The organism is Dickeya sp. NCPPB 3274, from assembly GCF_000406205.1.
GTDB lineage: Bacteria > Pseudomonadota > Gammaproteobacteria > Enterobacterales > Enterobacteriaceae > Dickeya > Dickeya fangzhongdai.
The window spans coordinates 4,975,404-4,993,902 of record NZ_CM001979.1 but is presented as its reverse complement, the minus strand read 5'-3'; the positions used below and the strand labels follow the sequence as shown (position 1 = coordinate 4,993,902).

The 18,499-nt window shown below is 53.9% G+C and carries 17 protein-coding genes; 16 read left to right on the top strand and 1 reads right to left on the bottom strand.

Features of this window, described 5'->3' with window-relative positions; genetic code table 11:
* Positions 1-350 precede the first annotated feature (350 nt).
* The 11 genes from mnmG to DXX3274_RS22245 all read left to right on the top strand — a co-directional run bounded on the left by mnmG (position 351) and on the right by DXX3274_RS22245 (position 10,472).
* Positions 351-2,240: a tRNA uridine-5-carboxymethylaminomethyl(34) synthesis enzyme MnmG gene (gene mnmG / locus DXX3274_RS22295; RefSeq protein ID WP_042861781.1), complete on the top strand. Its 1,890-nt coding sequence runs from the start codon at positions 351-353 to the stop codon at positions 2,238-2,240.
* Between the two features lie 76 nt (positions 2,241-2,316).
* Positions 2,317-2,937, top strand: a complete 621-nt coding sequence (gene rsmG / locus DXX3274_RS22290; protein ID WP_039692058.1) for a 16S rRNA (guanine(527)-N(7))-methyltransferase RsmG — start codon at positions 2,317-2,319, stop codon at positions 2,935-2,937.
* Between the two features lie 620 nt (positions 2,938-3,557).
* A complete protein-coding gene (gene atpI / locus DXX3274_RS22285) occupies positions 3,558-3,941 on the top strand; it encodes a F0F1 ATP synthase subunit I (protein WP_013320161.1) in 384 nt (127 codons plus the stop codon).
* Positions 3,942-3,963: 22 nt separating this feature from the next.
* The gene (gene atpB, locus DXX3274_RS22280) at positions 3,964-4,755 is read left to right on the top strand and encodes a F0F1 ATP synthase subunit A (RefSeq protein WP_042861780.1); all 792 of its coding nucleotides are present in this window, start codon (positions 3,964-3,966) and stop codon (positions 4,753-4,755) included.
* Between the two features lie 48 nt (positions 4,756-4,803).
* Positions 4,804-5,043, top strand: coding sequence for a F0F1 ATP synthase subunit C (gene atpE, locus DXX3274_RS22275; protein WP_004093904.1), 240 nt, complete (start codon positions 4,804-4,806; stop codon positions 5,041-5,043).
* Between the two features lie 65 nt (positions 5,044-5,108).
* A complete protein-coding gene (gene atpF, locus DXX3274_RS22270) occupies positions 5,109-5,579 on the top strand; it encodes a F0F1 ATP synthase subunit B (RefSeq protein ID WP_013320159.1) in 471 nt (156 codons plus the stop codon).
* Positions 5,580-5,593: 14 nt separating this feature from the next.
* Positions 5,594-6,127: a F0F1 ATP synthase subunit delta gene (gene atpH / locus DXX3274_RS22265; protein ID WP_015848478.1), complete on the top strand. Its 534-nt coding sequence runs from the start codon at positions 5,594-5,596 to the stop codon at positions 6,125-6,127.
* Positions 6,128-6,139: 12 nt separating this feature from the next.
* A complete protein-coding gene (gene atpA, locus DXX3274_RS22260) occupies positions 6,140-7,681 on the top strand; it encodes a F0F1 ATP synthase subunit alpha (RefSeq protein WP_038664078.1) in 1,542 nt (513 codons plus the stop codon).
* 53 nt (positions 7,682-7,734) lie between these two features.
* Positions 7,735-8,598, top strand: coding sequence for a F0F1 ATP synthase subunit gamma (atpG, locus tag DXX3274_RS22255; RefSeq protein ID WP_038664075.1), 864 nt, complete (start codon positions 7,735-7,737; stop codon positions 8,596-8,598).
* Positions 8,599-8,646: 48 nt separating this feature from the next.
* Positions 8,647-10,029: a F0F1 ATP synthase subunit beta gene (gene atpD, locus DXX3274_RS22250; protein ID WP_038664073.1), complete on the top strand. Its 1,383-nt coding sequence runs from the start codon at positions 8,647-8,649 to the stop codon at positions 10,027-10,029.
* A 29-nt stretch (positions 10,030-10,058) separates the two neighbouring features.
* Positions 10,059-10,472, top strand: a complete 414-nt coding sequence (locus DXX3274_RS22245; protein ID WP_161451031.1) for a F0F1 ATP synthase subunit epsilon — start codon at positions 10,059-10,061, stop codon at positions 10,470-10,472.
* A 128-nt stretch (positions 10,473-10,600) separates the two neighbouring features.
* On the opposite strand, the gene pelX is transcribed toward DXX3274_RS22245, so the two are convergent.
* Positions 10,601-12,805 carry a pectate disaccharide-lyase PelX gene (gene pelX / locus DXX3274_RS22240; protein WP_050569923.1) on the bottom strand — a complete coding sequence of 735 codons (2,205 nt, stop codon included), beginning with the start codon at positions 12,803-12,805 and terminating at the stop codon, positions 10,601-10,603.
* A 101-nt stretch (positions 12,806-12,906) separates the two neighbouring features.
* Here pelX and DXX3274_RS23875 point away from each other — a divergent pair, with 101 nt between their 5' ends.
* From DXX3274_RS23875 to DXX3274_RS22220, 5 genes are all read left to right on the top strand, one after another.
* On the top strand, positions 12,907-13,095 hold the full coding sequence (locus DXX3274_RS23875) for a hypothetical protein (protein ID WP_152495293.1): 189 nt from the start codon (positions 12,907-12,909) through the stop codon (positions 13,093-13,095).
* Positions 13,096-13,201: 106 nt separating this feature from the next.
* Positions 13,202-14,572: a bifunctional UDP-N-acetylglucosamine diphosphorylase/glucosamine-1-phosphate N-acetyltransferase GlmU gene (glmU, locus tag DXX3274_RS22235; RefSeq protein WP_042861776.1), complete on the top strand. Its 1,371-nt coding sequence runs from the start codon at positions 13,202-13,204 to the stop codon at positions 14,570-14,572.
* A 234-nt stretch (positions 14,573-14,806) separates the two neighbouring features.
* Positions 14,807-16,642 (top strand): glutamine--fructose-6-phosphate transaminase (isomerizing), encoded by a 1,836-nt coding sequence (gene glmS, locus DXX3274_RS22230; protein WP_042861775.1) that lies wholly within the window; start codon positions 14,807-14,809, stop codon positions 16,640-16,642.
* A gap of 290 nt (positions 16,643-16,932) precedes the next feature.
* Positions 16,933-17,319 (top strand): hypothetical protein, encoded by a 387-nt coding sequence (locus DXX3274_RS22225; RefSeq protein WP_042862290.1) that lies wholly within the window; start codon positions 16,933-16,935, stop codon positions 17,317-17,319.
* Positions 17,320-17,402: 83 nt separating this feature from the next.
* Positions 17,403-18,470, top strand: coding sequence for a methyltransferase (locus tag DXX3274_RS22220; protein WP_042861774.1), 1,068 nt, complete (start codon positions 17,403-17,405; stop codon positions 18,468-18,470).
* The last annotated feature ends 29 nt before the right edge of the window (positions 18,471-18,499 follow it).

Here is an 18,499-nt window from a genome sequence, read left to right as displayed (position 1 = left end):
AAATAACTTTAAATGCCGGGGAAAACCCGTAGTTATCCAGATAATAACGTCAGATGCTTTTTTGAGCTGTGCATAATTACCCTTTCAGATCCCAGCTAATACAGACTGGGATCACCGATCATTCACAGCTAGTGATCGGCAATAACCCATTGATCTTCTTTTTGGATCCCGCCTTATCCACAACCAACCGGGATCCTAATAAGAGATCTAATAAAGAGATCTTTAAATAAAAAAGATCTTTCTTTAACTACCCGACGATCCAACACACTTGGTCGGCGGCACAAACTTAAGTAGAATCCCCCACCCCAGGGCAAGTAACGATCGTTCGCAACCACGCGAGGTGTAGCACCATGTTTTATCCGGATCCTTTTGACGTCATCGTGATCGGTGGCGGTCATGCGGGCACTGAAGCCGCTATGGCCTCAGCCCGAATGGGACGTCAAACCCTTTTACTGACGCACAACATTGACACGCTGGGACAAATGTCCTGCAACCCGGCGATCGGCGGTATCGGGAAAGGTCATCTGGTAAAAGAGATCGATGCCATGGGTGGCCTGATGGCGCGTGCTATCGATCGCGCCGGCATTCAGTTTAGGATACTAAACTCCAGTAAAGGCCCGGCGGTACGCGCCACCCGCGCTCAGGCAGACCGGGTATTGTACCGTCAGGCGGTACGCACCGCGCTGGAGAACCAGCCTAACCTGACGCTCTTCCAGCAGGCGGTGGAAGATCTGATTGTGGAAAACGATCGTGTCGTCGGCGCTGTTACCCAAATGGGGCTTAAATTCCGCGCCAAAGCCGTGGTGCTGACGGTTGGCACCTTCCTGGACGGCAAGATCCATATTGGCCTGGACAACTACAGCGGCGGGCGCGCCGGCGATCCGCCTTCCATTTCTCTGTCGCACCGTCTGCGCGAGTTGCCGTTACGCGTCGGTCGTCTGAAAACCGGTACGCCGCCGCGTATCGATGCCCGTACCATCGATTTCAGCGTTCTGACGCCGCAGCATGGCGACGATCCGATGCCGGTCTTCTCCTTCCTGGGCAAAGCCAGCGAACATCCGGCGCAGATGCCGTGCTACATCACCCACACCAATGAACGCACCCACGACGTGATCCGCAGCAATCTGGATCGCAGTCCGATGTATGCGGGGGTGATCGAAGGGATCGGCCCTCGCTATTGCCCGTCGATCGAAGACAAGGTGATGCGGTTTGCCGATCGTAACGCGCACCAGATTTTCCTGGAGCCGGAAGGGTTAACCAGTAACGAAATTTACCCGAATGGCATCTCCACCAGCCTGCCGTTCGATGTGCAGTGGCAAATCGTTCGTTCTATGGACGGCATGGAGAACGCGCGTATCGTTCGGCCGGGTTACGCCATTGAGTATGATTATTTTGACCCGCGCGACCTGAAACCGACGCTGGAAAGCAAATTTATCCACAATCTGTTTTTCGCCGGGCAGATCAACGGCACCACCGGTTACGAAGAAGCCGCGGCGCAGGGGATACTGGCGGGGTTGAACGCCGCCCGTCTGGCGTTTGATCAGGAAGGCTGGACGCCGCGCCGCGATCAGGCCTACATCGGTGTACTGGTGGACGATCTCTGTACGCTGGGGACGAAGGAACCTTACCGCATGTTTACCTCTCGCGCCGAATATCGGCTGATGCTGCGCGAGGATAATGCCGATCTGCGCCTGACCGCGATGGGCCGCGAGCTGGGTATGGTGGATGACGAACGCTGGGCGCGTTTCAACGAGAAGCTGGAAAATATCGAGAAAGAACGCCAGCGTCTGCGCGATGTGCTGGTCCACCCGCAGTCTGAAGGCGTTGAGCAGATCAACAGCCTGCTGAAATCGCCGCTATCGCGCGAGGCCAATGGCGAAGAGCTGTTAAGACGTCCGGAAATGGATTACGCGCAACTGACCGGATTGCCGATGTTTGCGCCGGCGTTGTGTGATGCCGAGGCGGCCGAGCAGGTGGAAATTCAGGTCAAATACGAAGGCTATATCGCCCGCCAGCAGGATGAGATCGAAAAGCAGCTGCGCAACGAAAACACCTTGCTGCCGGCGGATCTGGATTATCGTCAGGTGACCGGCCTGTCAAACGAGGTAATCGCCAAGCTCAACGATCACAAACCGGGATCGATTGGTCAGGCATCGCGTATTTCCGGCGTCACGCCCGCCGCCATCTCGATTCTGCTGGTCTGGCTGAAAAAACAGGGTATGCTGCGCCGCAGCGCCTGAGAAACGCTACCGCTTACGTTGACGCATGGCCGCTTTTCGCGGCCATGTTGCATTAACCGACAATCAGGATTCATTCGTGCTCGATACACTCAACAGCCTGCTGCAGCGTGCCGGAATGGCGCTGACCGATCGGCAGAAAGACCAGTTGCTTCAGTATGTGGCGTTACTCCACAAATGGAACAAGGCTTATAACCTGACATCGGTACGTGAACCGGAGCAGATGCTGGTCCGGCATATCATGGATAGCCTGGTGGTTGAGCCGCATCTGGTCGGAAACCGTTTTATCGATGTCGGCACCGGCCCCGGCCTGCCCGGCGTGCCCTTGGCTATCGCCCGCCCGGATGCGCATTTTGTCCTGCTGGATAGCCTGGGAAAACGAGTTCGTTTCCTGCGTCAGGTTCAACATGAGCTGAATCTGGGCAACATCGAACCCGTGCAGAGCCGGGTGGAGGATTTTCCGGCAGAACCGCCGTTTGACGGCGTTATTAGCCGGGCCTTTGCGTCGCTGCAGGATATGGTGAATTGGTGCCATCATTTGCCGTCGCGTCCGCAGGGGCGTTTTTATGCTCTGAAAGGCATTGTTCCGCATGAAGAGATGGGATTGCTGCCGCAGGGCGTGACGGTCGAGAAAGTGGTTCCTCTGTCGGTTCCCGAACTGGAAGGGGAGCGGCATCTGGTGGTGCTTAAGCCCAACTGATTTTGTCATTTATCAAAAAAATCATGAATAGTTGTAAGATTCTCAGCCTGATAGCTAAAAATGAAATAATGACCTGAGTAATCTTCTGCATTCACCGAAATTTTACAACTCTGCTGTATAACCTTTTATCGCGGGGGAAGAAAATCGATCTGGCGGCAGAATGCTTTCATGATTCTAAAGGGATTTGATGACAAAACTGTGTTAAAAACATGAGAAAAAAATATCCTGCTTGTCAATAGATGGTTTTGAGGCTGTATTCATGCTGTTTTGTGAATGTTCTTTTTTAAATTATTGAAATTAAAAAAGATAAATGGCTTTTTTTGCTAAAGACAAAAAAAAATCAATTCAGATATAAAAGCATCAGTTCAATTTTATGTGAGAAATATCACATATTGTCGGCGCCAGATGCGCCGGGTCTCCAAAATGGACTTCGGGGATAGTTGGTGAAAATAAGGCTTCGGAAATAAATTTAAATAATCGTTCACCTTTTTGCTACTTATCGATTGAATTCGCATGGATGACCCGTATAATTTGCTCGTTTTTCGCTGCTTGACTCGGTACTGCAAAGGCAGTTTTATACGGTCATTCAGCATACCTCTGAAAAGGTACGGAGAATCGTCATGTCTGTATCCCTTTACAGTGGGAAAATCGCCCGATTGTCACTGTTGTTGCAGCTAACGGTGATTCTCGTTGTCAGCGCGGCGTTTTGCGTTGGTGGCATTAAGGCGGGCGCTTCCGCACTGGCTGGGGGGTTGGCAGCCTGGTTGCCAAACATGGTGTTCATACTGTTTGCCGTGCGGCATCAGACGGACAAGCCACCGGAAGGTCGGGTAGCCTGGTCGTTTGCCGTTGGGGAAGCGCTGAAAATGCTCTTCACCATCGTGCTGTTGGTGGTAGCGTTGGGTGTGTTTCATGCGGCATTTTTTCCGCTTGGCCTGACGTACTTAGTGGTGCTGATCACGCAGATCGTGGCACCGGCTGTAATTAACCGTTACCGTAGTTAACAACAAAAGGGTAAGAGACATCATGTCTGCATCTACTCCGCAAGAGTATATCGGTCACCACCTGACCCATTTGCAGGTGGGCTCGGGATTCTGGTCGATTAACGTCGACTCGATGTTTTTCTCCGTGGTTCTCGGCGTACTCTTTCTGGCTGTCTTCCGCAAGGTTGCCAAGACCGCGACCAGCGGCGTACCGGGTAAACTGCAAACCGCGGTCGAACTGGTGGTCGGATTTGTCGATGGCAGCGTGCGCGACATGTTCCACGGAAAAAGCAAGCTGATCGCGCCGCTGGCGTTGACCGTTTTCGTTTGGGTTTTCCTGATGAACCTGATGGATCTGTTGCCTATCGACTTGCTGCCGCAAATCTGGGCGCATATCTATAGCGCTCTTGGTCATGATCCTGCGCATGCTTACCTGCGTGTGGTGCCTTCCGCCGACGTGAACGTTACGCTGTCCATGGCGTTGGGCGTGTTCATCCTGATTCTGTTCTACAGCATCAAGATGAAAGGCGTGGGCGGGTTCGTCAAAGAACTGACCATGCAACCGTTCAATCATCCTGTTTTTATTCCCGTCAACTTGATTCTTGAAGGGGTCAGCCTGCTGTCCAAACCGGTTTCTCTCGGCTTGCGACTGTTTGGCAACATGTATGCGGGTGAGTTGATCTTCATCCTGATTGCCGGTCTGTTGCCGTGGTGGTCACAGTGGATTCTGAATGTGCCTTGGGCCATTTTCCACATTCTGATTATTACGCTGCAGGCTTTTATCTTCATGGTTCTGACAGTTGTTTATCTTTCGATGGCATCTGAAGAGCATTGATTTTTCACAACACTACAACGTTTTAACTGAAACAAACTGGAGACTGTCATGGAAAACCTGAGTATGGATCTGCTGTACATGGCTGCCGCTGTGATGATGGGCCTGGCGGCAATCGGTGCTGCAATCGGTATCGGCATTCTGGGTGGTAAATTTTTGGAAGGTGCTGCCCGCCAGCCTGACCTGATCCCGCTGCTGCGTACACAGTTCTTTATCGTTATGGGTCTGGTGGATGCTATCCCGATGATCGCGGTAGGTCTGGGTCTGTACGTGATGTTCGCAGTGGCCTAAGTAAGCGTGAGCTTACCAGGTAAAAAGACATCGACTCGTTTAACTCATGAAAGAGGCATTGTGCTGTGAATCTTAACGCAACAATCCTCGGCCAGGCCATTGCGTTCGTCCTGTTTGTCTGGTTCTGCATGAAGTATGTATGGCCGCCGATTATGGCTGCCATTGAAAAGCGTCAGAAAGAAATTGCTGACGGTCTTGCTTCTGCCGAACGTGCCAAAAAAGATCTGAACTTAGCGCAGGCCAATGCGACCGACCAACTGAAGAAAGCCAAAGCGGAAGCTCAGGTGATCATCGAGCAGGCAAGCAAACAGCGTGCTCAGATTCTGGACGAAGCCAAAGCGGAAGCGGAAGCGGAACGTAACAAAATCGTGGCGCAGGCGCAGGCTGAAATCGAAGCCGAACGCAAACGTGCCCGTGAAGAGTTGCGTAAGCAGGTTGCCATTCTGGCGATTGCCGGTGCCGAGAAAATTATTGAACGTTCCGTGGATGAAGCTGCCAACAGCGACATCGTTGATAAACTGGTCGCTGAACTGTAAGGAGGGAGGGGCTGATGTCTGAATTTGTCACGGTAGCTCGCCCCTACGCCAAAGCAGCTTTTGACTTTGCCGTTGAAAACCAGGCGCTTGATCGCTGGCAGCAGATGCTGGCATTTGCCGCCGAGGTTGCGCGTAATGAACATATTGCCGGGATGCTTGCCGGGGCTATCGCTCCCCAAACCATGGCGCAAACGTTCATTACCGTGTGTGGTGATCAACTGGATGAAGCGGGCCAGAACCTGATCCGGGTGATGGCTGAAAACGGACGTTTGCCGGTGCTGCCTGAAGTACTGGAACAGTTTGTTCAATTGCGTGCGGAGCTGGAATCGACCGTGGATGTCGAGGTTATTTCCGCCGCCACGTTGAGCGAGCAGCAGTTATCCGGGATAACCGCTGCGATGGAACAACGTCTGTCACGTAAAGTGAAGCTGAATTGCAAAATCGATAAGTCTGTTATGGCCGGCGTGGTAATCCGCGCGGGCGATATGGTGATAGACGGCAGTATTCGTGGTCGTCTGGAACGTCTGGCAGACGTCTTGCAGTCTTAAGGGGACTGGAGCATGCAACTGAATTCCACCGAAATCAGTGAACTGATCAAGCAGCGGATTGCTCAGTTCAACGTCGTGAGCGAAGCTCACAACGAAGGTACGATTGTTTCCGTCAGCGACGGGATCATTCGCGTACACGGCCTGGCCGATGTTATGCAGGGCGAAATGATTTCCCTGCCGGGCAACCGTTACGCGATCGCACTGAACCTGGAGCGCGACTCCGTTGGTGCGGTAGTGATGGGTCCGTACGCGGACCTGGCCGAAGGCATGAAAGTAAAATGCACCGGCCGTATTCTGGAAGTGCCGGTTGGCCGTGGCCTGCTGGGTCGCGTAGTGAACACGCTGGGTGCGCCGATCGACGGTAAAGGTCCGCTGGAACACGACGGATTTTCTCCTGTAGAAACCATCGCGCCGGGCGTTATCGACCGTCAGTCCGTTGATCAGCCGGTTCAAACCGGTTACAAGTCCGTTGACGCCATGATTCCGATCGGCCGTGGTCAGCGTGAACTGGTCATCGGCGACCGTCAGACCGGTAAAACCGCACTGGCGATTGACGCCATCATCAACCAGCGCGATTCCGGCATTAAATGTATTTATGTCGCTATCGGCCAGAAAGCCTCCACGATTTCCAACGTGGTGCGTAAACTGGAAGAGCACGGCGCGCTGTCCAACACCATCGTGGTGGTGGCAACCGCGTCCGAGTCTGCTGCGCTGCAATACCTGGCGCCGTATGCCGGTTGTGCCATGGGCGAATACTTCCGCGATCGCGGTGAAGACGCGCTGATCATTTATGATGATCTGTCCAAGCAGGCTGTCGCTTATCGTCAGATTTCCCTGCTGCTGCGTCGTCCGCCGGGTCGTGAAGCCTATCCGGGCGACGTTTTCTACCTGCACTCCCGTCTGCTGGAACGTGCCGCGCGTGTTAACGCCGAGTACGTGGAAGCCTTTACCAAAGGGGAAGTGAAAGGGAAAACCGGTTCTCTGACCGCGCTGCCGATCATCGAAACGCAGGCTGGCGACGTTTCCGCGTTCGTTCCGACCAACGTTATCTCGATTACCGACGGTCAGATCTTCCTGGAATCCAACCTGTTCAACTCCGGTATCCGTCCGGCGGTTAACCCAGGGATCTCCGTATCCCGTGTGGGCGGCGCCGCGCAGACCAAGATCATGAAGAAACTGTCCGGTGGTATCCGTACCGCGCTGGCACAGTACCGCGAACTGGCGGCTTTCTCCCAGTTTGCCTCCGATCTGGACGACGCGACCCGTAAACAGCTGAGCCACGGTCAGAAAGTGACCGAGCTGCTGAAACAGAAACAGTATGCGCCGATGTCCGTTGCGCAGCAGTCTCTGGTACTGTTCGCAGCTGAACGCGGTTATCTGGAAGACGTTGAACTGGCGAAAGTCGGCAGTTTCGAAGCCGCGCTGCTGGCCTATGCCAGCCGTGAGCACGGCGAGCTTCTGCAGCAGATCGACCAGACTGGCGCTTATAACGATGAGATCGAGGGTAAATTCAAAAGCATCCTCGATACCTTTAAGGCAACCCAGTCCTGGTAACGCCCCGTGGCCTGCCTTAACGGCAGGCCGCTAGGCATTGAGGAGAAGCTAAGATGGCCGGCGCAAAAGAGATACGTAGTAAGATCGGAAGCGTCCAGAACACGCAGAAGATCACCAAAGCGATGGAAATGGTCGCCGCTTCCAAAATGCGTAAATCGCAGGATCGTATGGCGGCCAGCCGTCCTTATGCGGAAACCATACGCAAAGTGATTGGTCACCTTGCGTTAGGGAATCTGGAATATAAACACCCGTACCTGGAAGAGCGTGAAGTCAAGCGCGTCGGGTATCTGGTGGTGTCTACCGACCGTGGCCTGTGCGGCGGCCTGAACATCAACCTGTTCAAGAAGCTGCTGGGCGAAATGAAAGCCTGGAATGAAAAAGGCGCCGAAATCGATTTGGCGATGATTGGTTCCAAAGGCGTCTCTTTCTTCGGTTCAGTAGGCGCAAACATTGTTGCTCAGGTTACCGGCATGGGGGATCACCCTTCGCTGTCCGAGTTGATCGGGCCGGTGAAAGTCATGCTGCAGGCCTACGACGAAGGTCGTCTGGACAAACTGTACGTGGTGAGCAACAAGTTCATCAATACCATGTCTCAGGTTCCACAAGTTGTTCAGCTGCTGCCGCTGCCTCCGGCGGAAGAAGGCGAGCTGACGAAAAAATCCTGGGATTACCTGTATGAACCCGATCCTAAGTCGCTACTGGATACCCTGTTGCGCCGCTATGTGGAGTCTCAGGTTTATCAGGGCGTCGTAGAAAACCTGGCCAGTGAACAGGCCGCGCGAATGGTAGCGATGAAGGCCGCAACGGATAACGGCGGCAACCTGATCAAAGAGCTGCAGTTGGTTTACAACAAGGCTCGTCAGGCAAGCATCACTCAGGAACTCACCGAAATCGTATCGGGAGCCTCCGCGGTTTAAATCAGGTTTTACGAATTACGTATTGTCGAATTACGTAGAGGATTCAAGATGGCTACTGGAAAGATTATCCAGGTAATCGGCGCCGTGGTGGACGTCGAGTTCCCTCAGGATGCCGTACCGAATGTGTACGACGCCCTTGAGGTAGAGAACGGGGCTGAGAAACTGGTGCTGGAAGTGCAGCAGCAGTTGGGCGGCGGCCTGGTTCGTTGTATTGCAATGGGTTCTTCGGACGGTCTGCGTCGTGGTCTGAAAGTCGCCAACCTGGCGCATCCGATCGAAGTACCGGTTGGTAAGGCTACGCTGGGTCGTATCATGAACGTACTGGGTGAACCGGTCGACATGAAAGGGCCGATTGGCGAAGAAGAGCGTTGGGCGATTCACCGCGCGGCGCCGACGTATGAAGAACTGTCCAACTCCCAGGAACTGCTGGAAACCGGCATCAAGGTTATCGACCTGATCTGTCCGTTTGCGAAGGGCGGTAAAGTCGGTCTGTTCGGTGGTGCGGGTGTAGGTAAAACCGTAAACATGATGGAGCTGATCCGTAACATCGCGATCGAGCACTCCGGTTACTCCGTGTTTGCAGGCGTGGGCGAGCGTACCCGTGAAGGTAACGACTTCTACCACGAAATGACCGACTCCAACGTTATCGACAAAGTATCGCTGGTGTATGGCCAGATGAACGAGCCGCCTGGAAGCCGTCTGCGCGTGGCGCTGACCGGTCTGACCATGGCGGAGAAATTCCGTGACGAAGGCCGCGACGTTCTGCTGTTCGTCGACAACATCTACCGTTACACCCTGGCGGGGACCGAAGTATCCGCGCTGCTGGGTCGTATGCCGTCCGCAGTAGGCTACCAGCCGACGCTGGCGGAAGAGATGGGTGTGCTGCAGGAGCGTATTACCTCCACCAAGACGGGTTCAATCACCTCCATCCAGGCCGTTTACGTGCCTGCGGACGACCTGACTGACCCGTCTCCGGCAACCACCTTTGCGCACCTGGACTCTACGGTAACACTGAGCCGTCAGATCGCCTCTCTGGGTATCTACCCGGCCGTTGACCCGCTGGATTCCACCAGCCGTCAGCTGGATCCGCTGATTGTGGGTCAGGAGCACTACGATGTGGCGCGTGGCGTGCAGTCTATTCTGCAGCGTTACCAGGAACTGAAGGACATCATCGCGATTCTGGGTATGGACGAGCTGTCTGAAGAAGACAAACTGGTCGTATCCCGTGCGCGTAAGATCCAGCGCTTCCTGTCTCAGCCGTTCTTCGTAGCTGAAGTCTTCACCGGTTCTCCGGGTAAATACGTAACGCTGAAAGACACCATCCGTGGTTTCAAAGGCATTATGGAAGGCGAATATGACCACCTGCCGGAACAGGCGTTCTACATGGTTGGTTCCATTGACGAAGTAGTGGAAAAAGCCAAGAAACTGTAACGCCTTGATAGGAGGGTGATATGGCTGCTATGACTTACCATCTGGATGTCGTTAGTGCGGAACAGGCAATGTTTTCCGGTCTGGTGCAGAAGATCCAGGTGACCGGTAGCGAAGGCGAACTGGGAATCTATCCTGGCCACGCCCCCCTGCTCACGGCCATTAAGCCTGGTATGGTGCGCATTGTTAAACAGCACGGCGAAGAAGAGTATATCTACCTGTCCGGCGGTATCCTTGAGGTACAACCGAACATGGTGACCGTGCTGTCCGATACCGCCATTCGTGGGCAGGATCTTGATGAAGCGCGTGCGCTGGAAGCGAAGCGCAAAGCGGAAGAGCATATCCGCAATTCACACGGTGATGTGGATTATGCTCAGGCTTCTGCCGATCTGGCAAAAGCCATTGCCAAGCTGCGCGTCATTGAGCTGACCAAAAAAGCGATGTAACAGATGCGGATGTAACCATCATGCAGATGTAAAAAAGCCAGCTGATTCAGCTGGCTTTTTTTATGCCCGACATTCCATCGGGCTGATGTTGACGGACGCCGGTCTCGGCGCCCTCTTGTTTATGTCGGTTATTTCTTCTTCAGAAAATCACCCAATTGCAGATTGCCTTTTTCATCACGGCTGAAGACCGCCGGCACCGCGACGGATTTGTAATTCGCCGTGGTGATCTCCTTGCCCTGACTGTTGAGCGCACGGTTATTCTTGATGAAGTAGTTGCTGGCATCTACTCGGCCCACCACGGCATCGTCATACTTGCCGGGTTGAGTACGCAGCGAAACGTTGTTTTTGAAAATCCCTTGTTTTTCCGGGCCATAGTAAGGGCTTGGGCGGAAGATAAAGTTGAAGCGAACGTTATCCAGCGCGATGTTATTGGTGACTTGCAGCGCGCCCGGGTTGAAGTTGTCGCTGAACCCGTCCATGTGGTTGCCGATAGCGATGCTATTCTTCACCTGATGAGCCACTGGCTGGCCTTCACCCCCCAGTTTAAAGCCGTTGCTGGTGTTGTTGACCGAAATGGAATTCTCGATCACCACAACACCGTTCGGGCCGTCTTCAATTTTGTTGAACAGATCGAAGCCGTCATCAACATTATCGTGGGAGAACGCGCCGCGAATCACGTTACCCTCGCCGACGCGCATTTTCACGGCGAAGCCGTCCGCATCTTTTTTGCTGGGGTCCTGGTTGCTGTGCGATTCCGAGTTCAGAATCAGGTTATGGCTGGCCCACAGCGGACGGCCTACGCTGTCGTTGGAGGAAACCTGAATACCGGTGTTGTCGCAGTGGTGCGCCAGCACACGTTCAATCTGGTTATAGCTGCCCTCAATACGGAAGCTTTTTTCCGTAATTTCAACCCCTTTGACTTTCCAGTAGCTGGCGTTGAGCTGTAGCCCGTGGAATACGGCTTTTTTGCCGGCCGGCATCAGCGTTTTAATGCCGTTGGCGTTGCCGCTGGCGCTGACTGGAATCACGGTGGCGCTGTAATCGCCGTCCATCAGCCATAGCGTGCCGCCGGCCTGCAGGGCGTCGATGGCCGTTTTGATATCCAGCGGCGCGTTCTTGCTGCCGTTGTTGCCGGCTTTGCCTTCCGGAGAAACATACAAATTTTTGGCATCGGCCAGCTTGATTTTTTCCACGCTGAACGAGGTTTCTTTCGCCGTTTTGTCTTCGCCTTCACCCGGCAGGTAAACCAGTTTGAAATCCGATTTAGGCTGCGTCAGTTTCGCGGTAAGGGAAAAATAATCGCCGGCGCGTATTGTTTGCGGTTTGCCGAGCGATTTGCCGTTCTGGAACACTTCAAGGGTGCCGTTGTAATTGACCCGTGCCTGTACCGGGTAGGTGTCGCTGGCAGAGAGCGGGGAGGACGCGACCTGCAATAACGGCGCATTGACTTCTGCTTTGAATGGGGCGGAAGGTTTGGTGTTGGCCGGGCTGGTGGTGAGGCTGGCATTGCTGATGGTGATCTTCGCGTTACGGGAGGCGAAGAACCCCACATAGTAGTGATTCTTGTCCTGATGAGTGACTAAATCCGCACCTTTTACCGTCTTGCTGACCCACTGGTCGCTGCCCTTGGGCGCATAAGAGGTGATGAAGCCGTCGTCCGTGCGTTCCAGTTTCAGGCGGAACGTTGGCGTTTGTTCCAGATTGATTTTTTCCTGATAGCTGGCGCGGGTGATTTGTGCGTTGGTATTACCCCAGGGCTGTGTAACGCCATCACGGCTGATGAGCTGCATCTTCACTTCGGTTTTCGATTTTTTATCCTGCGTCATGATGGCGTTCATCACCATGTTCGATGCCGCCGGAAACTCTTCGTACCCCTCTTTCAGCGGCTCCTGACGCGGTACGCCGAGAATATCGCGCACCAGCAGGCCGGCGCCTTCCTGAGCGTTGGGTTTGGCGTCGCTTTCCGGGCCGAACTGATCGACCGTCACATCGGATTGCAGCGTGAAATTCACGTTGGCGGGCAACTGCGTGTAGAAGAAGGTCAAGCCGTCATGCGTATTGGCGATTTTTCCTCCCCGGCTTTCGATAGTGATCGGCGCGGAGAGATCGACCTTGTCATTTACCGTCAGCTTTTTGCCGTTGATGGTGACGTCGTTGACGCCCACCTTGTCCGGCAGGACGTTGGTCGCGAAATTCACATCCGTGGACTGGCCGAACGCGATGCTATGCCAGACTGGCGCGGTATCCTGAGCGGCGGCAAAGGCGGTATTGGAACCCAGAAGCAAAAGAGAATTTAGGGCGACAGAGAGAAGCCCCGAAGCAGCGTATTTCATGTTTTCCCCATCATTATTTGTTATTGATCGGCGTATTATGTCAAAAAATGAAACGCTGTTTCTTTTGGTTGCTTCACAAACTGAACGGCAGAATTCACCTGATGAAACAATTAGTTTTGTTTTGTTATCCCGGTCTCGATTTTATGAAACAGCGGTTTGTATTCCTCGCGTGTTTTATGTCTGAGCGCGGTTGTGGAAAACCGGCGGCGAGCGCGTTTCGCATTACCCAAATCCTGCCGGGTTGGGTAAACTCTGATGACGGTATTTTTTCAGCCCCGGATTGGCTCTGAGACGTATTTTTCGCTGAAAAATATGTAGTAATCCGGCGCGATAACGGGTTTACTTTCGTTCGTCCGCCTTCAGCGGGACACCATTCAGTTTTTAGTCAGGATGCCTATGTCAAACAGTGCAATGAGTGTGGTTATCCTCGCCGCCGGCAAGGGAACCCGCATGTATTCCGATCTTCCCAAAGTTCTCCACCCTCTGGCGGGTAAACCCATTGTTCAGCATGTAATTGATGCCGCGATGGACGTTGGCGCCCGGCGCATTCACCTGGTTTACGGGCATGGCGCGGATCTGATCCGGGAAACGCTGACGGAAACGTCGCTGAACTGGGTATTGCAGGCCGAACAGTTGGGAACCGGTCATGCGGTGCAGCAGGCGGCCGACGGTTTTGACGATAACGAAGACATCCTGATTCTGTACGGCGATGTGCCGCTCATTTCCCCTGCAACGCTGCAACGTCTGGTGGCGGCCAAACCGCAAGACGGGATTGGCCTGCTGACCGTCAATCTGGCCGACCCCAGCGGTTATGGCCGCATTGTGCGGGACAACGGCGAAGTGGTGGGGATCGTTGAGCACAAAGACGCCACCGAGCAGCAGCGCGCAATCAAGGAAATCAACACCGGTATTCTGGTGGCGGGCGGCCGTGATTTGAAGCGTTGGTTAAGCCAGCTCAATAATCACAATGTGCAGGGCGAATATTATCTTACCGATATCATCGCCATGGCGTCGCAGGAAGGCCAGCGCGTGGCGGCGGTGCAGCCGTCGCGGCTGAGCGAAGTGGAAGGCATCAACAACCGCCTGCAACTGGCGACGCTGGAGCGCACTTATCAGCGCGAGCAAGCCGAGCAGTTGTTGCTGGCAGGCGTCATGCTGCTGGATCCGGCCCGTTTTGATCTGCGTGGCGAACTGGAACACGGGCGTGATGTGACGATCGATGCCAATGTCATTCTGGAAGGCCGGGTGACGTTGGGTAATCGGGTTAAAATCGGCGCGGGCTGCGTGATCAAAAATAGCGTGATCGGCGACGATTGCGAACTCAGCCCTTACACCGTAGTGGAAAACGCGGTGCTGGAAGCGCGTTGTACTATCGGCCCGTTCGCCCGCCTGCGCCCCGGCGCGGTGCTGGAAGAGGATGCGCACGTAGGCAACTTCGTCGAATTGAAGAAAGCGCGTCTCGGCAAAGGGTCGAAAGCCGGTCATCTGACCTACCTCGGCGACGCTGATATCGGCGCGGGCGTGAACATCGGCGCGGGCGTCATTACCTGTAATTACGATGGCGCCAACAAGCACCAGACGGTCATCGGCGACGATGTGTTTGTCGGATCGGATAGCCAGTTGATCGCGCCGGTCAAGGTAGCCAACGGCGCAACCATCGCGGCAGGTACCACGGTAACCCGCAATGTGGGTGAAAACGAACTGGTCATCAGCCGCGTCAAACAAACCCAGATCACGGGCTGGAAGCGCCCGGTGAAGAAAAAATAGTCTTACCCCCTCGGATGCTGCGATCCCCGCTGACGCGTGGAGGAAAAAGGATCCGAGGGGCTGAATACGTCTTGACATAAGACGGTTTTGGCCTGCGTTGCGCTGACGAGCGCAGGCCAAAACATAATAATTCCCCATTCTCTACAAGGCTCGGGGAACCCGGAATAAACCGGAACAATCAGGTCTAAAGACATCGTGGTGACACAATATGTCACTTTTACAGGAATACAACCGATGTGTGGAATTGTAGGCGCTGTTGCGCAACGAGATATTGCTGAGATCCTACTGGAGGGGCTACGCCGCCTCGAGTACCGTGGTTATGACTCTGCTGGTCTGGCGGTGGTGAATGGCGAAGGACAGGTGTCCCGTCTGCGCCGTCTGGGCAAGGTGCAGGTGCTGGCGCAGGCGGCGGAAGAACAGCCGCTGGTCGGCGGAACCGGTATCGCTCACACCCGCTGGGCGACTCACGGCGAGCCGTCCGAACAAAATGCCCACCCGCATGTGTCAGAGCACATTATCGTGGTGCATAACGGGATTATCGAAAACCATGAGCCGCTGCGCGAGCTGATGGTGTCCCGTGGTTATCGTTTTGTCTCCGAAACCGATACCGAAGTGGTGGCGCATCTGGTGCACTGGGAACAGCAACAGAACGGCGGTTCGCTGCTGGACATCGTGCAGCGCGTTATCCCGCAGCTGCGCGGTGCGTACGGCATGGTGCTGCTGGATAGCCGCGACCCCAACGTGCTGGTTGCCGCGCGCTCCGGTAGCCCGCTGGTGATTGGCCGCGGCGTGGGCGAAAATTTCATTGCCTCCGACCAGCTGGCGCTGCTGCCGGTAACCCGCCGTTTCATCTTTCTGGAAGAAGGCGATATCGCCGAAGTCACTCGTCGTACGGTGCGTATCGTTAACCGTCAGGGGCAGGACGTTAATCGCGACGAGATTGAATCGAAAGTACAGTACGACGCTGGCGACAAAGGCGCGTACCGTCACTACATGCAAAAAGAGATCTACGAACAGCCGATGGCGATCAAAAACACCCTGGAAGGGCGTTTCAGCCACGGCGAGATCAACCTGTCCGAGCTTGGCCCGCAAGCCGATGCGCTGCTGGCCAAAGTCCAGCATATCCAGATTATCGCCTGCGGCACGTCCTATAACTCCGGCATGGTGTCGCGCTACTGGTTCGAGTCGCTGGCGGGGATTCCGTGCGACGTGGAAATCGCGTCTGAATTCCGTTACCGCAAACCGGCGGTACGCGCCAACAGCCTGATGATTACCCTGTCTCAGTCCGGCGAAACCGCCGACACGCTGGCGGCATTGCGTTTGTCGAAAGAGCTGGGATATCTGGGCTCGCTGGCGATTTGCAACGTGGCGGGTTCATCGCTGGTGCGCGAGTCGGATCTGGCGTTGATGACCCGTGCCGGCACTGAAATCGGCGTGGCGTCCACCAAGGCGTTCACTACTCAGTTGACGGTGTTGCTGATGTTGGTGGCGCGTATCGGTCGTCTGCGCGGTATGGATGCCCGTATTGAACACGATATCGTGCACGCGTTGCAGGCGTTACCGGCGCGTATCGAACAGATGTTGTCGCAGGACAAGCTGATCGAATCGCTGGCGGAAGGCTTCTCCGACAAGCACCACGCCTTGTTCCTGGGCCGCGGCGACCAGTACCCGATTGCAATGGAAGGGGCGCTCAAACTTAAGGAGATCTCCTATATCCATGCGGAAGCCTATGCGGCGGGTGAACTGAAGCACGGCCCGCTGGCGCTGATCGACGCGGATATGCCGGTGGTGGTGGTAGCGCCCAACAACGACCTGCTGGAAAAACTGAAATCCAACATCGAAGAAGTCCGCGCCCGCGGCGGCGAACTCTACGTGTTTGCCGACGAACAGGCCGGTTTCACCTCCGACAGCGACATGATGAAGATCATTCAGTTGCCGCACGTGGAAGAGGTGATTGCACCAATCTTCTACACCGTGCCGTTGCAGCTGCTGTCTTACCATGTGGCGCTGATCAAAGGCACCGACGTGGACCAGCCGCGTAACCTGGCGAAATCGGTGACGGTGGAGTAAGGCTCTTTTCTCTCATCTCTGACCTTTTTTCCACACCTGGCGCTATGACGTAATCGGTCATTTTCAGGGTGCGGAACCTGCTAAAGGTGGGCTGTTGCAGCCCACCTTTTTCTCTCTTCTAAAAGCCGATTTTTGAGACATTAATCAGCTAGTTTTCTGATAACTTTTGTCAATTTGTGCCTGTTTTGTGTAAGATAGCTTCAATGATGCGCACCTTCTGCTCGTCGTATCCGGAGCTGATCATCGATTTTTCAGGCAGCTCAAAAGTTGATTTTATTGACAGGGACTCTATGAAAAAGCAGCACTTTTTAGCAAGTATGGTTTGTGTTTTTGCATTGGCGGGTTGTGCACGTACTGCACCGGTAATGAATACCACGACGCCGATTGCCGGAAACTACACTGCTGATCAGGTTAGAATTGCCATTTTGCAGGCGGGTTTGCAGCGCAAATGGGTGATGACGCCGGTTGCGCCTGGCGTAATTAATGGTCGTATTGATGATCGCGGTCATTCGGCGGATATTCGAATTAATTACACGCCGAGCAACTATACGATCAATTATGTTAACAGTTATAACCTGAAAGCTGACGACGGCAAGATTCATAAAACCTATAACCGTTGGGTAAATAATCTGGACCGCGAAATTCAATTGAAACTGGCTTCCCAGCAAATCAAATAACAATATGAGCCGAATGGTTTTTATTATTCGGCTCTGATTTTTTTTATATAAATTGAAATTTCTTTGTTTTCAGGGAATTAATTGTGCCTCACGGATATGATCAGGATAATGTCAGTGCGCTGGATGCAATAACAGAAGCGCAGCGAATCGCTTTTGCTCCCATTTTGTTTCAGGCGGCGGTTAATCTTCGGAATCACGGTATTCTGGGTTTTCTGGATGAATGTGGCAATAAGGGTGCTGAGCTTGATGATATTGTTGCCGTGACGGATTTGGATCGCTATGCGGTAGAAATTCTACTGGATGCCGGTCTGAGCGGGCGGATGCTGATCAGGAAAGATGCGCGCTATTTTATTGCCAAGACGGGGCATTATCTCATTCACGACAGAATGACCCGGATCAACATGGATTTTACGCAGGACGTCTGCTATCAGGCCATGTTCCATCTCGATGAATCGTTGAAACAGAAAAAGCCGGTTGGCTTACAGGTTTTTGGACACTGGTCGACAATTTATCCGGCACTTAGCCAATTACCTCAGAAAGTGAAAGAAAGTTGGTTTGCTTTCGACCATTTTTATTCTGACGCCGCATTTACCGCGGTATTGCCTTACGTGTTCCAACATAAACCTGTGCAGCTTTATGACGTTGGTGGAAATACGGGTAAATGGGCGATGTGTTGCCACGATTACGATCAGGATGTGCGAATTACCATCCTTGATTTACCAGAACAGATTGCCTTGTCGACAAAGGCTGTGGAGCTGGCAGGAAAAGCGGACCGAATTTCCGGCGTCGCCGTCGATATGCTTTCCGACGGCCCATTGCCGGCGGATGCGGATATCTGGTGGATGAGCCAGTTTCTGGATTGCTTCAGTGAAGAACAGATCGTCCGGATTTTGACGCGGATCGCTCAGGCCATGAAAGCGGATGCCCGAGTTTATATCCTGGAAATATTTTGGGATCGTCAGCCTTGGGAAGCGGGTGCATTCAGTCTGAATATGGCGTCGTTGTATTTTACCTGTCTGGCCAATGGTTACAGCCGTTTTTATGCGGCGAGCCGTTTTTTGCCGTTATTGCAGGAAGCGGGACTTTATATCGAACAGCAGGTTGATGGGTTGGGAGTCGGCCATACCTTGCTGGTTTGTAAGAAAAAATGAGGCGTTATGTGGTAATTCGCAAGGAATAA